Here is a 21447-nt window from a genome sequence, read left to right on the forward strand (position 1 = left end):
TCTTATTAAAAATGCATTTTACTGTGTATTTGTATACAACTTTCTTATATTTAAAAGTGTAAAGCATACAGGTAAAAAGTTAAACAAAAGATATGCTTAAAAATGCGAATTTATTTGTTCTGTTGAGGATTATTTAAAAAATCCTTAACCATAAGCAAATCACAATTTTTAAATCAAGTTGAAATAATAGTTTATACTTTTTGTGATAAAAAACGTAAATCATAACGCCCAGGACCAAAATACCAATGAAAATAGTTTATTAGACCATATAGGTTTGATCACCCTTCTTTCTGCGCTATTTACTTTTTTCATGTTCCTATACACTTTGTTCAATAACACAAGGCTTTTACAAATAACAGCCTTCGTAATTTTTCTAGGTTTTGCAATAGGTTTTATCATGAACATTCTAAAATTGGAAAAGGCCACACGGCTATATATGTCGCTATTTCCTCCTACCATGTTTATGATCATCATTGTCTTGATCGGAGGTTTTTTTGGTCAAGCATTGGCCTTTGCCACGATGGCATTTTTAGCGTTCATTGCCTATCGTAATAAACCTAAAATTAGACTCGCCATTATTATCTATGATATTATGGCATTTATAGTTCCAACGCTTTACATTACTTTTTATGGTCCCATTTTGGGCGTCATAAATTTACCTTATGATGAAATTTTAGTTTACATAGCATGTCTAATCTGGCTTTCCCAGACCTTTAGAATGTATGATGAAACAAAGACCAGAAAATATACCAATGAGCTGGAAAAAAACAATACTATGCTAAAGGCCAACGAAAAGGCATTACAAACAGCACAGAGCAATCTTGAAAAGCAAAATCAAAAGCTTTACGACCTTAACCAGGATTTGAATAAAAAAAATAAACAAATTGAGGAATTCACTTTTATCGTGACCCATGATCTTAAAAGTCCGTTAAACAATATCAATATCATTTCTAAACATCTACTGGACCAACCGAACTCTACTACCTTTAAAGAATTCAAAGAACATTTTGAACATTTGGAGGGCAGTTCCACAAGAATGACCAATTTGGTACTTGGCCTTTTAGAGTATGCCGAAACAGGCAATAGTGATAAAATGAAAGTTATAGATTGCCAAGAAATTGTGCAACAGATTATTACGGACCACTCCCAGTTGATCAAGAACAATAGGGCAACCGTGCTAATTAACGACTTACCCAACATTGTTGGCCGTGAAAGGGATATACGCATGCTCTTTCAGAACCTATTACATAATGCCCTCAAATTCTCTTCAGTAAGAAATGCTCCTAAAATTGTAATCTCCTCAGAGGAAAAAGACAATTTTTATCAGTTTAAAATGAGCGATAATGGTATTGGCATCTCCAAAGACCAACAACAGAATATATTCAAGGCATTTAATAAATTGCATCACCAATCTGAATTTGAAGGCTCGGGAATTGGTCTATATGGTTGCAAACGAGTAGTAGATATTCATGAAGGCGATATTTGGGTAGAATCCATAGAAGACCAAGGAAGTACTTTTTACTTTACTATTAGCAAAAATTTACAAATTCAGGAATATTCACAACCCGTACACTAAATCCTGAATATGAAAAAATGCCTTATCTTACTTTTGTTAATAACGATAAAAACCGTTGGTCTAGCTCAGGAGAAACCCATTCGTTTAGGAGTAGCCGGTCTTACCCATGGCCACGTAGGATGGATTTTGGGCCGTGAAAACCAAACGGATATGGTTATGGTTGGAATTGTAGAACCCAATACGACACTTGCCAATAAATTATCCAAGGAATTTGGGTTTCCTATGACGATGGTTTTTGATTCTATGGAAGAAATGATCGCAAAAACTAAACCGGAGGCCGTTGCTGCATTTGGAAATATTAAAGATCATTTAAAAGTAGTGCAGGAGTGTGCTCCTAAAGGGATACACGTAATGGTAGAAAAACCTTTGGCCACAACATTTGATGATGCCGTTAAAATTGCCAATTTGGCAAAAACATATAAAGTTCACGTCCTTACCAATTATGAAACATCATGGTATGAAACCAATGTCAAGGCATTAGATGAACTAAAGAACGGTACCATAGGTGAGCTAAGAAAGGTAATAATTAGAGATGGTCATAAAGGGCCAAAAAATATTGGGGTTTCACAAGAGTTTTTGGAATGGCTTACAGACCCAGTTTTAAATGGTGGCGGAGCTATAACGGATTTTGGGTGTTATGGGGCAAACCTAATGACTTGGATCATGAACGGGACAAAACCGCTGTCAGTCACCGCGGTTACACAACAACTACAAGCAGATAACAATCCTAATGTAGATGATGACGCAACCATAATTTTAACCTACCCCAACCAAATGGCTATTTTGGAGCCTTCTTGGAATTGGCCTATTGGCAGAAAGGATATGGAACTTTACGGCACCAAAGGAGCTATTTATGCGGATAACCCTACACAGTTGAGGATAAGAATATCAAAGGGCTACAGTCAATTTACGGAAGAGACTTTTTTACTGCCCCAACGCAAAAAACCGTTCAACGACCCTTTTTCCGTATTTACTGCAGTGATAAAAGAAGAGTTGAAATTACCACCTTTTAACGTATATTCATTAGAAAACAACATGGTTGTAATGGAAATTCTTCAAGCGGCCATTGAGAGTGCCAAATCAGGTAAGACCATACACTTAACAAAATAGCACATGAACACTACTTATAAGAAAATTTTTGGAGGGGATCAAATAAAGGCCAACAGGGTTGAACTTACCTTACGGGACGGCAATATTATTCCAATTTGTAAGGATGAGGGAGAATCTGCAAGATTAGCAGGTTTTAGCACATCGTTACCACAGTTTATAGAAATTTATGTTCATAAAGACGAGGAAGTAAAAGCACTATCCCTGATATCCAATTTAGAGTGGGACAATTAAAAATAGCATAAAACTTACTATAATGAGCAAAATGTTAACTAAAAAAGTCTCCTTAAAGGAGACTTTTTTAGTTAGGTTAATCATCTATCATACCTTGCTTAGCGGAGTTATTTCCAAGGTCTTGAACTCAACTGGGCCATGATCACCTTGTATCATAATCGGACCTGGCTCGTCCTCCTTATTGTCCAATGCTCCCCCTGTCATCCCATCAATATTCTGATTGGATATAATAGTCTTACCATTAGCAACTATAGTGACCCTTCTACCAATTAAGGTAATTTCATAGGTTTGCCACTCCCCTGCTTTTTTTGCCATGTTCATATTTGGCGATATAAGGCCATAAATACCCCCAAAATAAATAGAGGAAGCCTCCAAACCAATATTATCCGCAATTTGCACTTCATAACGCCCTCTTAGATATAGACCACTATTGCTACCTTCTGGATATCTAAATTCTGCCTTTAATTTAAAATCCTTGAACTTTTGTTCAGAGATTAAATTAACCCCGGATTGTGAACTTGTTAAAATTCCATTGACCACCTTCCATTGATTACCTTCTATCACTTTCCATCCGTCTAAATTCTTACCATTAAAAAGCTTAACCGCTTTGCCTTCCTTGACATTATCATAAAAAGATAAATTTGGCGCTTTAACAGCGCTCCATTCATACTTTTTTCCATCTACATACACCATAGTTCCTTTTAAGGTATCGTCATCCAATTTTCCTTCAAATACCATATTAGATGCCCCTGGCTCCCACTGAGGCGGAATTTCAAAAGAAAATATTTCCCCATATTTTTTTATTTCCGCAATGGGCCTTGCGCTACCAAAAGCATAGGTAAACCTACCTATTAATCTACTGTTGCCAGAATGTCTAATCTCAAGCCATGATGGCAATTCCTTACCTTCTTGATTAATGGTCAAATTCCATTTTCCTTCCAAGGGATGCCCTTCTTGTGCCTTTGCTACCGTAGCATTTAACATTACAATCATGAGAAGAAGCAAGGTTGTTTTAATCGTATTCATTGTTTTGAGTTTTTTTTGAGTAGTTTCAAATATAATTCAACTTTTAAACACTGTTTCCAAACAGCGCACTAAATAATGATAAATTAAAAAAATATACACCATTGTAATATGATGTTATTAATTTAACCTAACGCAAATTTCATTATTGATTATCTGCATAATTTGTTACATTTAAAGTTCATTTCAACGAAACATCATAATGACATTTTTCAAAAAATTCCTTTTAGGAATACTTCCCCTATTTTTAATTGCCCTATCATCTTGTGAACCTAAAAAACCAAAAGAAATTCCTTTGGTCATTCAAAAAGACAGCACGGCGTTGTTAGAGGCCGTTGAATTGGCAAGAAAAAGTATATCGGCAACTGTTGCAGATGGCTTAAACCTTAGTTTATGGGCTTCCGATTCCTTGGCACCGGACCCTATTGCGATGGACATTGACAATGAAGGAAAAGTATATTTAACAAGATCGAATAGAAATAAAAACTCTGAATTTGATATCCGTGGGCATAGGGACTGGATGACAGAATCCATTTCATTTGAAACCGTGGAGGACAGAAGAGCTTTTCTTCATAGAAAATTTGCACCTGAACTCAGTAAGGAAAACCAGTGGTTCCCAGATTTGAACAATGACAGTATCCATGATTGGAGAGATCTTGCCGTAGAAAAAGATGAAGTTTGGATGCTAGAAGATACGGACAATGATGGCATTGCGGACATATCTACCCAAATCCTAAATGATTTTAATGATGAAATCAATGACCAAGCAGGAGCGTTATTGGTTAGGGACGAAGATATATTTGTAGGTATTGGTCCGGGAATGTACCGCCTTAGGGACACCAACGGCGATAAAATACTGGATGAAAAAACCAGCATTGCAGAAGGTTTTGCAGTTCATATAGGATTTGGTGGACACGGTATGTCCGGTGCCATTGAAGGTCCTGATGGAAAAATTTACTGGGGCATTGGCGATATAGGTGCTAATATTACCACTGTTGATGGCGAAAACCATAAATACCCAAATGAAGGTGTCATAGTAAGAAGTAATCCGGATGGTACCGATTTTGAAGTATTTGCCCACGGATTGCGCAATACCCATGAATTTGTTTTTGATGCCTATGGCAATATAATCTCTTCTGACAACGACGGTGACCATAAAGGCGAAAGCGAGCGCTTGGTCCATATTGTTGAGGGATCGGATGCCGGTTGGAGGGCAAATTGGCAATATGGTAAATATACAGACCCCAAGAATAATGGTTATAATGTTTGGATGGATGAAAAATTGTTTACGCCACGTTGGGAAGGACAGGCCGCATATATAATACCACCCATACAGAATTTTCACAATGGCCCAACCGGTATGAGGTATAATCCCGGTACGGCTTTGGGCAAAAAATGGTTAAATAGATTCTTTTTGGTGGAATTTGTGGGAGACCCTACACGTTCCCATATATGGTCCTTTGACCTAAAACCAAAAGGTGCATCGTTTGAACTTAACACGGATGAGTCTATCCTAAACGGAATATTACCTACAGGTATTGACTTTGGTCCAGACGGGGCCTTGTATCTTGCAGATTGGATTAATGGCTGGGGAAGTAAGGATTTTGGACGCGTATGGAAACTTGACGTTACAGAAGATAGCAATGACCTGGAACAGGAACGCTTAGAGACCCAGCGCTTAATGACCCATAATTACAAGGACGATGATGCTGATAATTTGGTGCATTTATTGGCGTATCCGGATATGAGAATTCGTCAAAAAGCACAATTTGAGTTGGCCAGGAGAACATTTTGGGGCTACCGCGCATTAAAAAAGGTTATTACGGAAAACGATAATCAGTTTGCACGAATACATGCTATTTGGGGCATTGGCCAAATTGCAGCAAACGATAAGGATGATGCAAAACCGTTACTAGCATTACTGAACGACGGAGACCCGGAAATCATAGCCCAGACCGCTAAGGTTCTAGGCGACATTCGTTATGAAAATGCAGCGGATAGTTTAATAAACCTTACAAAGCATGAAAACGATAGGGTTAAATTCTATGCGGCCCAAGCTTTGGGACGCTTAAAGTATGAGAATGCCATAGAACCGTTATTGGAAATGATCGTACAAAACAACGATAAGGATATTTACTTACGCCATGCGGCCGTTCTGGCATTATCAAGAATTGGTAAGGCAGAACCACTTTTAGCTCTTGAGAATAACGAAAACAGAAGCTTACGGATTGCCGCAGTTCTGGTACTGAGAAAATTACAGGACCCAAATATAACGGTTTTCCTATCTGATAAAGATGAGTACATTGTTACGGAAACAGCTAGGGCCATCAATGACGACCTCTCTATTGAAGAGGCGCTACCAGCATTGGCAGGAATACTTGAAAACAAAAAATATACATCTGAACCATTGGTAAGAAGGGCCATTAATGCCGCATTACGAGTTGGTGGCGAAAAGGAGTTGGAACTCTTGGTCAATTTTGCAAAAAGAAAAGATGTATCCAATATTTTACGTGGAGAGGCCCTATCAGCCCTTGGCACATGGAACAAGCCTTCCGTTTTGGACCGTGTTGATGGAAGATACCGGGGTGAAATTGTTAGGGAAGGCAATCAGTTGCAACAAAAAATAGAAAAGGATATTCCTTTTTTCCTTAAAGACAGTAATCCTGAAATCTTGATAGGCATTTCCAAAACCATTAGTGAACTAGGCATACAATCCTATAACACTGACCTGTATAGGATTTTCAGGTATAACCGGTCTCCAGAAGTTAGGGCTACGGTACTTAATACGTTAGGTAATCTTGGGTATGAAAATATGGGGAACATTATGGAAACCGGAATGCAGGATGCCAATGAACAAGTTAGAACGGCAGCGGTTGGTCTACTGGCAAAATTAAACCTACCAAAGGAAAAATTGCCTGCTATAGTAGGTCCTATTTTTAGAAAAGGTTCCGTTTCTGAACAACAGCGTATGCTAGACGTATTGGGAGATCTTCCTGTAGAAAACAGCAACGCTATTTTGGCAAGCCTTATTGACAAGGCTAGTAAAGACCAATTAAAACAAGGGATTATGCTAGATTTAATGGAATCTGTCAAAGCCACTGAAAATCCTAAGTTGATTGCTCAATTAGACAAACTTAAACAAGCAGGATATTCAGCAGATTCTTTTCAAGAAACCTTGCAAGGAGGTAATTGGTGGGCCGGCAGAAATGTATTTAACGGTAACCCAACCGCTCAATGTGTACGTTGCCATGCTGTAAACGGTTCAGGTGGTGAAGTTGGACCCGCATTGGATAATATAGCCAATGTATTGACAAGGGAACAACTTTTGGAAGCCTTAATAGAACCTAGTGCACGCCTTGCCCCAGGGTATGGTTCGGTGACATTGACCTTAACGGATGGCCAAAAAGTACAAGGTGTTTTAATAGAGGAACGCAAACATGATCTTTTACTAAAAACTTCTGAGGCCGAGCCTTTGGAAATACCATTACAGCGCATCAAAAAAAGAGAAAACTCCATGTCCGCAATGCCAGCTATGGGGCGCATGATCTCTAGACGGGAACTGCGTGATCTTATGGAGTATCTGGGAAGTTTAAAAAATGAGAAAGCAGCGGAAGTAGCAGAAGGAGTCTAGGTTACAAACCGGATATTGCTTTTTTTCTTGCATGAAACTCGTTCATGATCTCATCAATAATTTGGGCAGCTGGTTTTATGTCATGTATCAATGCAGATACCTGACCTATTTCCAGCTCTCCATCATCTAAATCACCCAAAAACATTCCTTTTTTAGCCCTACCCCTACCAAGAAGGTTTTTTAGTTCAACTACAGAAGCTCCTTTGGCATATGCACTTTGGACTTCATGATAAAACTTATTCTTTATCAATCTAACCGGAGCCAATTCCTTTAAGGTCAAATGGGTATCGCCTTCCTTAGCATTTACTACCGCTTCCTTAAAATTTATATGGTTGGATGCTTCACTGCTTGCAACAAACCTACTTCCTATCTGTACGCCATCTGCACCCAACACCATGGTGGCCAACATTGCACTGCCCGTTGCAATTCCGCCTGCGGCAATTAAAGGCACTGAAATTTTTTCTCGTAAAGCAGGTATCAAAACCATTGTGGTCGTTTCATCACGACCATTATGCCCCCCTGCTTCAAAGCCTTCCGCAACGATTGCGTCTACACCGGCATCTTGAGCCTTAAGTGCAAATTTTAGACTACTGACCACATGTACCACCTTAATGCCCCTTTCCTGTAAAAAACCGGTCCATGTTTTTGGATTTCCTGCAGATGTAAAAACGATTTTTACATCTTCCTCCACAACAATATCCATTAGCTGGCCAATATCCGGATACAGCATGGGTATATTAACACCAAACGGCTTATCTGTTGCACTTTTACACTTTTGAATATGTTCCCGTAGAACTTCCGGGTACATACTGCCCGCACCTATGATTCCTAAACCACCATGGGCAGATACCGCACTGGCCAATCTCCAACCACTGGTCCATACCATACCACCTTGAACTATAGGATATGCTATTTTGAAAAGTTGGGTTATTTTATTTTGTATCATAACAATATATGGATGCAAGCAAAGGAACAATATATCCTAAGATTATTAAGAGATCACTCCAGAACCAATAAGGTCATCTTCTAGATACCAAGCTACAAATTGACCTTCAGTAATTGCGGATTGCTGCTCTTTAAAATCTACATACATACCGCCATTTACTTTATAAAGTCTTGCATCCTGTAATTCCTGACGATAGCGAATTCGTGCTTTTACAGGTAGACTTTCATCGATCTGCAATGCCAAATCTGGCCGTACCCAATGAATTTCCGCATCTTTAACAAATAAGGTCCTCCTATACAATCCAGGATGCGATTTTCCCTGACCCGTATAAATAATATTGTCCTTAACATCGGTATCTATTACAAATAAAGGTTCCTTGGTGCCACCAACCTGCAATCCTTTACGCTGCCCCTTGGTGAAATAATGCGCACCTTGGTGTTCCCCTACAATCTTACCATCCGTAATTTTATACACATGCTTTTCAGCATAAAATTTCAACTCTGATTGAACATCGGTAAAAACGGGTACATCCTGTGCATAATTATCCCATTGAGCAGGAACTTCAACTATTTTGCCTTTTCTAGGTTTCAATTGTTGCTGTAAAAATTCCGGTAGTCTTACTTTTCCAATAAAACATAGACCTTGGGAATCTTTTTTATCTGCAGTGATCAAGTCCATTTTCGCCGCAATTTCGCGTACTTCTGGTTTCGTCAATTCACCAATGGGGAATAAGGTCCTGGACAATTGCTCTTGAGACAATTGACACAAAAAATAAGACTGATCTTTATTTCCATCCTTGCCTGCCAATAATTGATAGGTCTTGCTTCCATCTGCGTTTAACAAAGTTCCTTTTCTGCAATAGTGACCGGTTGCCACGTAATCAGCTCCTAATTGTAGGGCTATCTTTAAAAAAACATCGAACTTTATTTCCCTATTACATAATACATCAGGATTTGGGGTCCTGCCCATCTCGTATTCCCTGAACATATAATCTACTATACGCTCCTTATACTCAGCGCTCAAATCAACGGTCTGAAAAGGAATTCCCAATTTTTCCGCAACGATTAACGCATCGTTACTATCTTCTAACCACGGACATTCCTCTGATATTGTTACAGAGTCATCGTGCCAATTCTTCATGAACAGGCCAATAACATCATACCCTTGCTCTTTTAAAAGGTATGCCGCCACACTGGAATCCACTCCGCCAGAAAGTCCTATAACTACTTTTTTCATCTCATCTTCTTGGTCGTAACAAAATTACAAAATTTCATTTCAACACATTTTTTTTTCAACCGTATGAATTTGTCGCTATATGAACGGTTCAGGATTACAATTGCTTTCCTTTTTTCAATTACTTAAAGTTTTTCATTAAAATTATTTTGTTAAACTTTTATAAAATTTAATTAAACAAGATTATTGTATTGTACATTTAAACCATAAGCAATAATACTCTTTATAATAATGATTTAGATATTATGTTTATTTATTCAACTTATTAATTAAACAATTTAAAAACACCGCTATGAAAAAAATGTTACGATTTAAGTATTTTATGTTATTCGCCGCGTTGTCCGTAATGATATGGTCATGTGATAATGACGATAATGATGAGGACCCAATGGTAGAAACCAAAACCATTGTTGAAACCGCTCAGGCCGAAGAAGCACTTACTTCTTTAGTTACCGCGTTGACAACGGCCGATAATTCTGAAGGGACGGACTTAGTAGGCACTTTAAGTTCTACTGGCCCGTTTACTGTTTTTGCTCCTACGAACGATGCATTTACCGCGTTATTGAACCAATTGGATGGTTTTGATTCCTTATCAGATTTTGACACGGACGAAGAAAGAGAACTCTTAACTACCATATTAACTTACCACGTCGTTGCAGGGGTTGCTGCTAAATCTGGAGATTTAACGGACGGCATGACCTTAACTACCGTTCAAGGAGAGGATATTACCATAGATTTGGAAGGTGGCGTATTTTTGGATGATGCAACCGAGGTTAATGCAAAAGTAGTTATTGCCGATGTGGAAGCCAGTAACGGTGTTGTACATGTCATTGACAAAGTTCTTTTACCACAAGCAATTATTGATGCGCTGAACGAAGGTTCCATGACCAATGAAAACGGAACTTTGACGGATATAGTAGTAGCAACGGAGCCATTATCACTTTTAGAGGCAGCGGTTATCAAAGCAGATTTAGCAGCAACGCTAAGTACAGAAGGTCCGTTTACCGTATTTGCACCTACTGATGATGCTTTTGTTGCATTATTGGAAGCATTGGGAGATGACTATAATAGTCTTGACGATTTTGATACCGAAGAAGAAATTGCGTTATTGAAGAATATTCTTCTATACCATGTAATCCCGGCAAAGGTACTATCTACCGACTTATCAGAAGGTGCCGTGGCTACCGCTTATACAGATAACAGCATTGAAGTAATTGCTTCGGGCGATACTTTTGTCATTGGTGATGCCTCTGACACCAATGCCAATATTACAGGTGTTGATATTATGGCTTCCAATGGTGTTGCCCATACTATAGATAAAGTATTGTTACCACAGGCGGCAATTGATTTTGTTGTGTCCTTACAATTAAAAACCATTGTGGATACCGCCGTGGCTACAGATGACTTAAGTCTTTTGGTCGATGCCCTGGTACAGGCAGATGCCGGACTAGTCGAAACCCTAAATGGCGAAGGACCTTATACGGTTTTTGCACCTACCAATGCAGCTTTTGTAGCGTTATTGGACCTTTTAGGAGAAGATTTCAATAGCCTAGCCGATTTTGATACCGATGAAGAAAAAGCATTATTGACCAAAGTACTGACCTATCATGTAGTTGCCGGTGCCGCAGCTTTCTCAACCGGATTGAGCAACGGACAATCTATTGAAACCGTACAGGGTGAGAATGTAACCATATCCCTCATGGAAGGAGCCGTACAAATTATGGATGCTACTGAAACAAATGCTACAGTAGCCCTTGCAGACGTTGAAGCGAGCAACGGTGTGGTTCATGTAATCGACAAAGTTTTATTACCACAGGAAGTTTTGGACATGCTAGCGGCCATGAGTCTAAAGACTATTGTTGAAATAGCAGTAGAAACAGATGACTTAAGTTTATTGGTGGATGCTTTAGTACAAGCCGATGCCAATTTAGTGGAAACATTAAACGGTACAGGGCCATTTACCGTTTTTGCACCAACTAATGATGCATTTATAGCATTATTAGAGACATTGGGAGATGATTATAACAGCCTTTCGGATTTTGACACCGATGAAGAAAAAGAATTATTGGTCACTATATTAACCTATCATGTAGTTGCCGGTGCAGCTGCATTCTCTACAGGTCTAAGCAATGGACAAATGATAGAAACCTTTCAAGGTGAAAATATTGGTATTGTTTTAGAAAATGGAGGTGTTAGTATTATGGATGCAACAGAAATGAACGCCAATGTAGCTATAGCGGATGTTACCGCCAGCAATGGTGTGGTACATGTAATAAATAAGGTTTTGTTACCGCAAGCAGCTTTGGACGCCCTTGCCCCATCAGTACCAAATATTGTGGAGACCGCACAAAGTGTGGATGACTTGAGCTCGTTGGTAGCCGCATTGATCCAAGCCGATGCCGGATTAGTGGAAACTTTGAGCAGTGATGGGCCTTTTACGGTTTTTGCACCAACAAACGAAGCTTTTGCCACGTTTTTGAATGATTTAGGAGCTAGCTATAATAGTTTAGAAGATTTTGATACAGATGAGGAAAAAGCCTTGTTGGCCCAACTTCTTACTTATCATGTTGTAGCAGGCGCTGCTGTGGCCTCTACCGACCTTACCGACCATCAGGAAATTGTAAGTGTACAAGGAGAATCACTATTTGCAATTTTAGGCAATGGTGTACAAATACAGGATAAAACACAGGTCAACGGTAATGTAGTTACGGCAGATGTAATGACAAGCAATGGTATAGTACATATTGTGGATAAAGTATTGTTGCCACAGGAAATTATTGATGCATTGCATTAATCTCCCCCGAAATGCAATTAGTAAGATTAGGCCCCCTTTTTATAGGGGGCTTTTTTAGACCAATTTTGTAAACATCATCAACCACTCCTTTAGCATACAATAAACCCTCCTTGACAACTAAGTTTTGAAACCCCTAAATAATAACCGCATCTTTAACATCCCAAATCTTACCAAACCAATCCTTAATCAATGGCAAAAGCCCTTTCAAAATTGAAAGGGCTTTTTATTTTCAATAATTTAAATAATTCTACTTCTTAGCAATTACCTTTTTGACCAACTTTTCTTTATCAGTCTTCATTATTATTAAGTACATATCTGATTCTAAACTTCCAATTGACAATTTATAATTATTTACCCCAACTTTTACCTCGTGATCTTTTTCTATTCTAATCAATCTTCCATTCAAATCAAACACTTCAATTACAAGCTTCGAATTATAAGATGACTTTAATTCAATATTTAATTCTTCTTTAAATGGAATTGGAAATGCTGAAAATTCTATCTTGGTCGAAGTAGTTTTTAAACCACCTGTTCCCTGTGGACATACATTAGCATGTAGAATTACATAGAAAATATCCATATCTCCAGCACTTATATCTTCGAAGGTATAAGTGTTAAAATCTCCGTTTATATCGTCCTGATAAGGATATTGTCCTGGTGCTACAGTAAGATCACCATTATTCTTAACTGGAGTTTGACTATTACCAACATATAGCTGAGTCTCAGTTATTTTATATCCATTTAAGACTGAAACTGTTACATCTACCAATCCATTATTATAAACAATTATTGCATTTCCAACTAATGCCCCCTTGGTTATATCGCATTGGCCAGCAGCTGCATATAACTCCAGTTCATATTCCCCATTAATTGATGGAATTTCATTGGTCCAACCCCAATTGTTTCCATTAAGATTTGCAATTTCCGTGAAACATGTTCTTACATTCTCATCATTAGATCTAGCGTAAGCCGTTTCACATTGGTCTATTGTACCTTGTCCACAATCGTTATCGTTTTCAATAATGCCCCATTCACAAATAACTTCGTTCCATACTGCCGTTTCGTTACATTCTGTTATTGGCATCTCTGGTTGTTCGCCTTCGATATCCCATTGGCAGGTAATTTCATTCCATACCGCTGTTTCATAACATTCCGTTTCTGGCTCCATTGGCTTCTCGCCTATGATTTCCCAACTACAGGTAGTTTCGTTCCACATAGCAGTTTCATAACATTCAGTTTCTGGCTCCATTGGCTTCTCGCCTATGATTTCCCAACTACAGGTCTGAACATTCCATACTGCTGTTTCGTAACATTGTGTCATTGGCATCTCTGGTTGTCCATCAATTATGTCCCAAGTACATGTAGATTCGTTCCATACCGCCGTCTGATGACATCCTGTTTCTGGCTCCATTGGCTTCTCGCCTATGATTTCCCAACTACAGGTAGTTTCGTTCCACATAGCAGTTTCATAACATTCAGTTTCTGGTTCCATTGGCTTCTCGCCTATGATTTCCCAACTACAGGTCTGAACATTCCATACTGCTGTTTCGTAACATTGTGTCATTGGCATCTCTGGTTGTCCATCAATTATGTCCCAAGTACATGTAGATTCGTTCCATACCGCCGTCTGATGACATCCTGTTTCTGGCTCCATTGGCTTCTCGCCTATGATTTCCCAACTACAGGTCTGAACATTCCATATTGCTGTTTCGTAACATTGTGTCATTGGCATCTCTGGTTGTCCATCAATTATGTCCCAAGTACATGTAGCTTCGTTCCATACCGCCGTCTGATGACATCCTGTTTCTGGCTCCATTGGCTTCTCGCCAATGATTTCCCAACTACAGGTCTGAACATTCCAAACTGCTGTTTCGTAACATTGTGTCATTGGCATCTCTGGTTGTCCATCAATTATGTCCCAAGTACAAGTAGCTTTGTTCCATATTGCGGTTTGATGACATGCCGTTTCTGGCTCCATTGGCTTCTCGCCGTTGATCTTCCAACTGCATGTAGCTTCATTCCATATTGCAGATTGGTAACATAGAACTGCTGGTGCATCTCCTTTAGTACAGATATTATCATCACAAGCATCAGGTATACCATCATTATCAACATCTATATGGTCATCGCCTTTATTGCATACATCAAAACAATCAGCAACTCCGTCACCATCTTTATCAAAACCTTCATCTATTTTACCATCTCCATCATTATCAATACCATCACAGATTTCAATTTTCTCATTTGGCTGAGATATACTTATGCTACACGTAGAGGTAGCACCTATAGCATCGGTAATCGTCACGTAATGGGTACCTACACTTAGATTATTATTCATTTGCTCTGTAGTACCATCATCCCATTTAAAGGTATATGGTCTGTAACCCCCGTTCCCTTGGACCATGGCCGAACCGTTATTACCTTCGTAAACACTAACATGTGCATAAAGATCGATCCAGCAGTACAACACCTTAGCAATGTCTATTTGACTACTGGTTTTACATCCTTTAGAATCTGTAACTGTAACGCTATGCATACCATAGTCCAGCGTAGTTGCCGTTTGGGTGGTTTCTCCATTGTCCCATATATAGGTAAACGGAGCCGTACCACCTTTTACATGCACAGTAGCAATACCATCCTTCGTTAGGTGGTTAGTTGCCAACCTATCCTGTACAATATCGCTAGTGAGAGTGCTACAGTTGTTCCCAGTGCCAGGTTCAGTTATAGTTACACTACATTGTGATGTAGCACCATGAGAATCAGTAATGGTTACATAATGAACACCTGCCGAAAGTCGAGTATTCATTTCAGAAGTGGTCCCATCGTCCCATTTGAAAGTATACGGTCTATATCCTCCATTACCTTTAACGTAAGCAGTGCCATCATTGCCTCCATTCGTACTAACGTTTTTTACTAAATTTGTCCAACAATATAATTCCTTAGCTATATCTATTTGGCATGTAGATGCACAGCCATTCGTATCTGTAACAGTAACACTGTGCATACCAGATGTCAAAGAACTTGCTGTCTGTGTCGTTTCACCGTTATCCCACAAATACGTATACGTACCACTACCACCACTAGGATATACCGTAGCAACACCATCTTCGGTCAAATGATTTGTTGAGAGTACATCTTGTATAATATTACATGTAATAATTACAGGTACTGTTAGCCGAAGTATTTGATCTGGCTCGCAATTACCACCTTCTATTATTACAGTGGTACTGCCATCAACTCCTGAATAGGTTGTTTGGTTAGCTGTCCATAGGTATTCTTGATCATAACAAATTGTTACTTCAGTAATTAAGGGCAATGGTTTTTCCATAACCATTATCGTCAACATAACGGTATTTGCACATTCGTCATCTTTTGGTGTAAAGGTATATTCCGTTGTCATCGTATTGTCTAAAGTTGGTGACCAAGACCCCGATATACCATTAAGGGAAACCGTTGGAAGTTCTTCCAATAAATCTCCTTCACATATAGGTTCTACTGCTGCAAATAATGGGTTTATTTTTTCATTCACTATAACCGTTACCGTTTCCTCGTCCACACAACCGTTCGCGTCCGTTACCGTTACCGTATAATCGCCGGCCGTATCCACTTCTATCGCCGCCGTTGTGGCTCCAGTACCCCATAAATAACTTGTTCCGCCACTCGCCGTTAGTGTGGTGCTACTGCCCGAACATATTTCCAATGCCCCAACGACCTCCGCTATCGGCAATGGGTTTATCGTTACTGTTGCCGTAGTCTCGCCTACACAGGTATTGGAGTCCGTTACCGTATAGGTCACTTCATAGTCGCCAGCAGGTAAGCCGGTCGTATCAAACAATCCTGTTGGGCTTACTCCAGTTCCCGACCAGATTCCGCCCTCAGGGCTTGCGCCCAACTGTACCGTTGCTCCTATACATACACTGGCATCTTGCGCTACCGGCTCTGGTAATACATTTACCATTACTGTTGCACTGTCTGACCCATCACAGGTATTGCTATCGGTTACCGAATAGGTTACTTCATAATCTCCCGCTGCCAGTGCCGAGGAATCAAATAATCCCGTTGGACTTACTCCTATTCCTGTCCATGTTCCCCCTGCCGGTGTTGCCGATAACTGGATGCTCTCGCCCAAACAAACACTCGCATCCTCTGCTACTACCGTTGGATTATCGTTCACTATGACCGTTACCGTTTCCTCGTCCACACAACCGTTCGCGTCCGTTACCGTTACCGTATAATCGCCAGCTGTATCTACTTCTATCGCCGCCGTTGTGGCTCCAGTACCCCATAAATAACTTGTTCCGCCACTCGCCGTTAGTGTGGTGCTACTGCCCGAACATATTTCCAATGCCCCAACGACCTCCGCTATCGGCAATGGGTTTATCGTTACTGTTGCCGTAGTCTCGCCTACACAGGTATTGGAGTCCGTTACCGTATAGGTCACTTCATAGTCGCCAGCAGGTAAGCCGGTCGTATCAAACAATCCTGTTGGGCTTACTCCAGTTCCCGACCAGATTCCGCCCTCAGGGCTTGCGCCCAACTGTACCGTTGCTCCTATACATACACTGGCATCTTGCGCTACCGGCTCTGGTAATACATTTACCATTACTGTTGCACTGTCTGACCCATCACAGGTATTGCTATCGGTTACCGAATAGGTTACTTCATAATCTCCCGCTGCCAGTGCCGAGGAATCAAATAATCCCGTTGGACTTACTCCTATTCCTGTCCATGTCCCCCCTGCCGGTGTTGCCGATAACTGGATGCTCTCGCCTAAACAAACACTCGCATCTTCTGCTACTACCGTTGGATTATCGTTCACTATAACTGTTACCGTTTCCTCATCTACACAACCGTTCACATCTGTTACCGTTACCGTATAATCGCCAGCTGTATCTACTTCTATCGCTGCCGTGGTGGCCCCAGTACTCCATTCATAACCTGTTCCGCCACTCGCCGTTAGCGTGGTGCTACTGCCCGAACATATTTCCAATGCCCCAACGACCTCCGCTATCGGCAATGGGTTTATCGTTACTGTTGCCGTAGTCTCGCCTACACAGGTATTGGAGTCCGTTACCGTATAGGTCACTTCATAGTCGCCAGCAGGTAAGCCGGTCGTATCAAACAATCCTGTTGGGCTTACTCCAGTTCCCGACCAGATTCCGCCCTCAGGGCTTGCGCCCAACTGTACCGTTGCTCCTATACATACACTGGCATCTTGCGCTACCGGCTCTGGTAATACATTTACCATTACTGTTGCACTGTCTGACCCATCACAGGTATTGCTATCGGTTACCGAATAGGTTACTTCATAATCTCCCGCTGCCAGTGCCGAGGAATCAAATAATCCCGTTGGACTTACTCCTATTCCTGTCCATGTCCCCCCTGCCGGTGTTGCCGATAACTGGATGCTCTCGCCTAAACAAACACTCGCATCTTCTGCTACTACCGTTGGATTATCGTTCACTATAACTGTTACCGTTTCCTCATCTACACAACCGTTCACATCTGTTACCGTTACCGTATAATCGCCAGCTGTATGTACTTCTATCGCTGCCGTGGTGGCCCCAGTACTCCATTCATAACCTGTTCCGCCACTCGCCGTTAGCGTAGTGCTACTACCTGAACATATTTCCAATGTTCCACCAATCTCCGCTATCGGTAATGAGTTTATCGTTACCGTCGCCGTAGTCTCGCCTACACAGGTATTTGAATCCGTTACCGTATAGGTCACCTCATAGTCGCCCGCCGTTAAACCGGCCGTATCGAACAATCCTGTTGGACTTACTCCTGTTCCCGACCAGATTCCGCCCTCAGGGCTTGCGCCCAACTGTACCGTTGCTCCCAAACATACACTGGCATCTTGCGCTAATGGCTCCGGCAATACATTTACCGTTACCGTTGCACTGTCCGATCCATCACAGGTATTGCTATCCGTTACCGAATAGGTCACTTCATAACCTCCCGCTGCCAGTGCGGAGGAATCAAATAATCCCGTTGGACTTACTCCTATTCCTGTCCATGTCCCCCCTGCCGGTGTTGCCGATAACTGGATGCTCTCGCCTAAACAAACACTCGCATCTTCTGCTACTACCGTTGGATTATCGTTCACTATAACTGTTACCGTTTCCTCATCTACACAACCGTTCACATCTGTTACCGTTACCGTATAATCGCCAGCTGTATCCACTTCTATCGCTGCCGTGGTGGCCCCAGTACTCCATTCATAACCTGTTCCGCCACTCGCCGTTAGCGTGGTGCTACTGCCCGAACATATTTCCAATGCCCCAACGACCTCCGCTATCGGCAATGGGTTTATCGTTACTGTTGCCGTAGTCTCGCCTACACAGGTATTGGAGTCCGTTACCGTATAGGTCACTTCATAGTCGCCAGCAGGTAAGCCGGTCGTATCAAACAATCCTGTTGGGCTTACTCCAGTTCCCGACCAGATTCCGCCCTCAGGGCTTGCGCCCAACTGTACCGTTGCTCCTATACATACACTGGCATCTTGCGCTACCGGCTCTGGTAATACATTTACCATTACTGTTGCACTGTCTGACCCATCACAGGTATTGCTATCGGTTACCGAATAGGTTACTTCATAATCTCCCGCTGCCAGTGCCGAGGAATCAAATAATCCCGTTGGACTTACTCCTATTCCTGTCCATGTTCCCCCTGCCGGTGTTGCCGATAACTGGATGCTCTCGCCCAAACAAACACTCGCATCCTCTGCTACTACCGTTGGATTATCGTTCACTATGACCGTTACCGTTTCCTCGTCCACACAACCGTTCGCGTCCGTTACCGTTACCGTATAATCGCCAGCTGTATCTACTTCTATCGCCGCCGTTGTGGCTCCAGTACCCCATAAATAACTTGTTCCGCCACTCGCCGTTAGTGTGGTGCTACTGCCCGAACATATTTCCAATGCCCCAACGACCTCCGCTATCGGCAATGGGTTTATCGTTACTGTTGCCGTAGTCTCGCCTACACAGGTATTGGAGTCCGTTACCGTATAGGTCACTTCATAGTCGCCAGCAGGTAAGCCGGTCGTATCAAACAATCCTGTTGGGCTTACTCCAGTTCCCGACCAGATTCCGCCCTCAGGGCTTGCGCCCAACTGTACCGTTGCTCCTATACATACACTGGCATCTTGCGCTACCGGCTCTGGTAATACATTTACCATTACTGTTGCACTGTCTGACCCATCACAGGTATTGCTATCGGTTACCGAATAGGTTACTTCATAATCTCCCGCTGCCAGTGCCGAGGAATCAAATAATCCCGTTGGACTTACTCCTATTCCTGTCCATGTCCCCCCTGCCGGTGTTGCCGATAACTGGATGCTCTCGCCTAAACAAACACTCGCATCTTCTGCTACTACCGTTGGATTATCGTTCACTATAACTGTTACCGTTTCCTCATCTACACAACCGTTCGCGTCCGTTACCGTTACCGTATAATCGCCGGCCGTATCCACTTCTATCGCCGCCGTTGTGGCTCCAGTACCCCATAAATAACTTGTTCCGCCACTCGCCGTTAGCGTGGTGCTACTGCCCGAACATATTTCCAATGCCCCAACGACCTCCGCTATCGGCAATGGGTTTATCGTGATGATGCTTTCCGCAAAAGGTCTACAATTAGCATCTGATAAATCTGGATCATTAATATCTAAAATAGCATAGGCGTAATATGTTCCTGGTGCAAAACCTGAAATACCAGCTGTAGAAGTTGCTGTTCCTCCAGTGGGTGTGACAATTGCACCTAATTGAGTTCCACCAGAATAAGGATTACTTTGTGAACTCGAATAATAAACAAACTTTATATTTATATTTTCTATATCTGTAGCTACAGAAAGATTTTGACCTTGAATGTCTTCACAAGTGGAAAAATCTGGAGACTCATTATTTAGTGTTGGACAAATAAAGCAAACAGGTGTAGTTACACTTGTCGTTGTTGTACATCCATCAGCATCTGTAACTGTTACATTATACATCGATTCTGGCATAACATCTACTAAATCCATAGCATTTGAAGTAAACCCACTTGGACCTGTCCAAGAATAAGAGAATGGTGCTTTTCCACCACTAACTAATAAATCAACGTCAGACAAATTATTTGAATTACACGTAGCGTCAGCTACTGCATTTAATGGCGGAACAATATTTATAACAGGGTTAGCATAACAATATTTACCATTTGGATTGTTCTGAGGAGTCACAGGACTTTCACCATTTGCGGCAGTCCAAACTAATAGAATATTATCAAGAACTAATTGACTGCCACAGGTGAATGTAACTTCTCCATAATCTAATACTTGTTGATTACCACTTTGTTGATTGTTGCTAAGTACCGGACCAGAAGATCTAGCAATTTTACAAACAGCAACTGAACCATCGGGTCTTGTTTCAGTTAAATCGGCAAAAACACCAAGAAATCTATTACCACTATTAGTATTGTGATTTATTGCAATTAAAAAGTTCGCGGTAATTAAATCACCCGAATCACAACTATTACAAATTTGACCTGTATTTAAACTTGCACCAACAATCTGAATATCGTTTGCAGGGCATTCACCAAGAGTATATTCCGAATTTAATCGCAAATCTTGCTGATCGAAAGGATCCGGGTCTTGTGGACAAAATGATTGTGCAACAACCTGGATCGTAGCGCTAAGTAAAATAGTAAGAAAAAATAAAAATTTCTTCTTAAAAAATAATGTAGAGTTCCCCATAGTATAATTTGTTTAGATTATACCATAACACTTATACCAGCTAGAACTTAATAAGATATGGGGTTCTTATTATAAACTGAATGTTTTTATATTTAAAATAAATGGGGAAACAAATTGAAATATTTATAATACTTGAATCAAGTATTATGTTAAACAATATCATAATAATTTA

The 21447-nt window shown here is 40.9% G+C and carries 9 protein-coding genes; 5 read left to right on the forward strand and 4 right to left on the reverse strand.

Translation table 11 applies throughout. The features are described from left to right. The first annotated feature begins 397 nt into the window (after nt 1-397). The 3 genes from JM81_RS06155 to JM81_RS06165 are packed head-to-tail and all read left to right on the forward strand — an operon-like array spanning nt 398 to nt 2917. Nucleotides 398-1576, forward strand: coding sequence for a sensor histidine kinase (locus tag JM81_RS06155; RefSeq protein WP_186435540.1), 1179 nt, complete (start codon nt 398-400; stop codon nt 1574-1576). Between the two features lie 9 nt (nt 1577-1585). Beyond that, the gene (locus tag JM81_RS06160) at nt 1586-2686 is read left to right on the forward strand and encodes a Gfo/Idh/MocA family protein (RefSeq protein WP_144801426.1); all 1101 of its coding nucleotides are present in this window, start codon (nt 1586-1588) and stop codon (nt 2684-2686) included. A gap of 3 nt (nt 2687-2689) precedes the next feature. Continuing rightward, on the forward strand, nt 2690-2917 hold the full coding sequence (locus JM81_RS06165) for a putative signal transducing protein (protein WP_144801428.1): 228 nt from the start codon (nt 2690-2692) through the stop codon (nt 2915-2917). A gap of 87 nt (nt 2918-3004) precedes the next feature. Here the strand turns inward: JM81_RS06165 and JM81_RS06170 are convergent, their stop codons facing one another. Then, entirely contained in the window at nt 3005-3943 is a 939-nt protein-coding gene (locus tag JM81_RS06170; protein WP_144801430.1) for a DUF1080 domain-containing protein, read from the reverse strand. A gap of 199 nt (nt 3944-4142) precedes the next feature. On the opposite strand from JM81_RS06170, the gene JM81_RS06175 reads away from it, so the two are divergent. After that, nucleotides 4143-7571, forward strand: a complete 3429-nt coding sequence (locus JM81_RS06175) for a HEAT repeat domain-containing protein (RefSeq protein WP_144801432.1) — start codon at nt 4143-4145, stop codon at nt 7569-7571. Between the two features lies 1 nt (nt 7572). Here the strand turns inward: JM81_RS06175 and JM81_RS06180 are convergent, their stop codons facing one another. Both JM81_RS06180 and mnmA read right to left on the reverse strand, forming a co-directional pair. Continuing rightward, nucleotides 7573-8517 (reverse strand): NAD(P)H-dependent flavin oxidoreductase, encoded by a 945-nt coding sequence (locus JM81_RS06180; protein WP_409994644.1) that lies wholly within the window; start codon nt 8515-8517, stop codon nt 7573-7575. A 45-nt stretch (nt 8518-8562) separates the two neighbouring features. After that, on the reverse strand, nt 8563-9753 hold the full coding sequence (gene mnmA, locus JM81_RS06185) for a tRNA 2-thiouridine(34) synthase MnmA (protein WP_144801434.1): 1191 nt from the start codon (nt 9751-9753) through the stop codon (nt 8563-8565). 289 nt (nt 9754-10042) lie between these two features. On the opposite strand from mnmA, the gene JM81_RS06190 reads away from it, so the two are divergent. Beyond that, nucleotides 10043-12544, forward strand: a complete 2502-nt coding sequence (locus tag JM81_RS06190) for a fasciclin domain-containing protein (protein ID WP_261374978.1) — start codon at nt 10043-10045, stop codon at nt 12542-12544. Between the two features lie 247 nt (nt 12545-12791). On the opposite strand, the gene JM81_RS06195 is transcribed toward JM81_RS06190, so the two are convergent. Further along, entirely contained in the window at nt 12792-21275 is an 8484-nt protein-coding gene (locus tag JM81_RS06195; RefSeq protein WP_144801436.1) for a T9SS type A sorting domain-containing protein, read from the reverse strand. Nucleotides 21276-21447: the final 172 nt, after the last annotated feature.

The sequence above is a fragment of the Maribacter sp. MAR_2009_72 genome (genome assembly GCF_007827235.1).
Taxonomy (GTDB): domain Bacteria; phylum Bacteroidota; class Bacteroidia; order Flavobacteriales; family Flavobacteriaceae; genus Maribacter; species Maribacter sedimenticola.

What these genes read in the sequence shown, in the direction of transcription:
- JM81_RS06170 (WP_144801430.1), bottom strand. Translation starts at nt 3,943, where the DNA reads ATGAATACGATTAAAACAACCTTGCTTCTTCTCATGATTGTAATGTTA.
- JM81_RS06190 (WP_261374978.1), top strand. Translation starts at nt 10,043, where the DNA reads ATGAAAAAAATGTTACGATTTAAGTATTTTATGTTATTCGCCGCGTTG.
- JM81_RS06155 (WP_186435540.1), top strand. Translation starts at nt 398, where the DNA reads ATGAACATTCTAAAATTGGAAAAGGCCACACGGCTATATATGTCGCTA.
- mnmA (WP_144801434.1), bottom strand. Translation starts at nt 9,753, where the DNA reads ATGAAAAAAGTAGTTATAGGACTTTCTGGCGGAGTGGATTCCAGTGTG.
- JM81_RS06175 (WP_144801432.1), top strand. Translation starts at nt 4,143, where the DNA reads ATGACATTTTTCAAAAAATTCCTTTTAGGAATACTTCCCCTATTTTTA.
- JM81_RS06195 (WP_144801436.1), bottom strand. Translation starts at nt 21,275, where the DNA reads ATGGGGAACTCTACATTATTTTTTAAGAAGAAATTTTTATTTTTTCTT.
- JM81_RS06165 (WP_144801428.1), top strand. Translation starts at nt 2,690, where the DNA reads ATGAACACTACTTATAAGAAAATTTTTGGAGGGGATCAAATAAAGGCC.
- JM81_RS06160 (WP_144801426.1), top strand. Translation starts at nt 1,586, where the DNA reads ATGAAAAAATGCCTTATCTTACTTTTGTTAATAACGATAAAAACCGTT.
- JM81_RS06180 (WP_409994644.1), bottom strand. Translation starts at nt 8,517, where the DNA reads ATGATACAAAATAAAATAACCCAACTTTTCAAAATAGCATATCCTATA.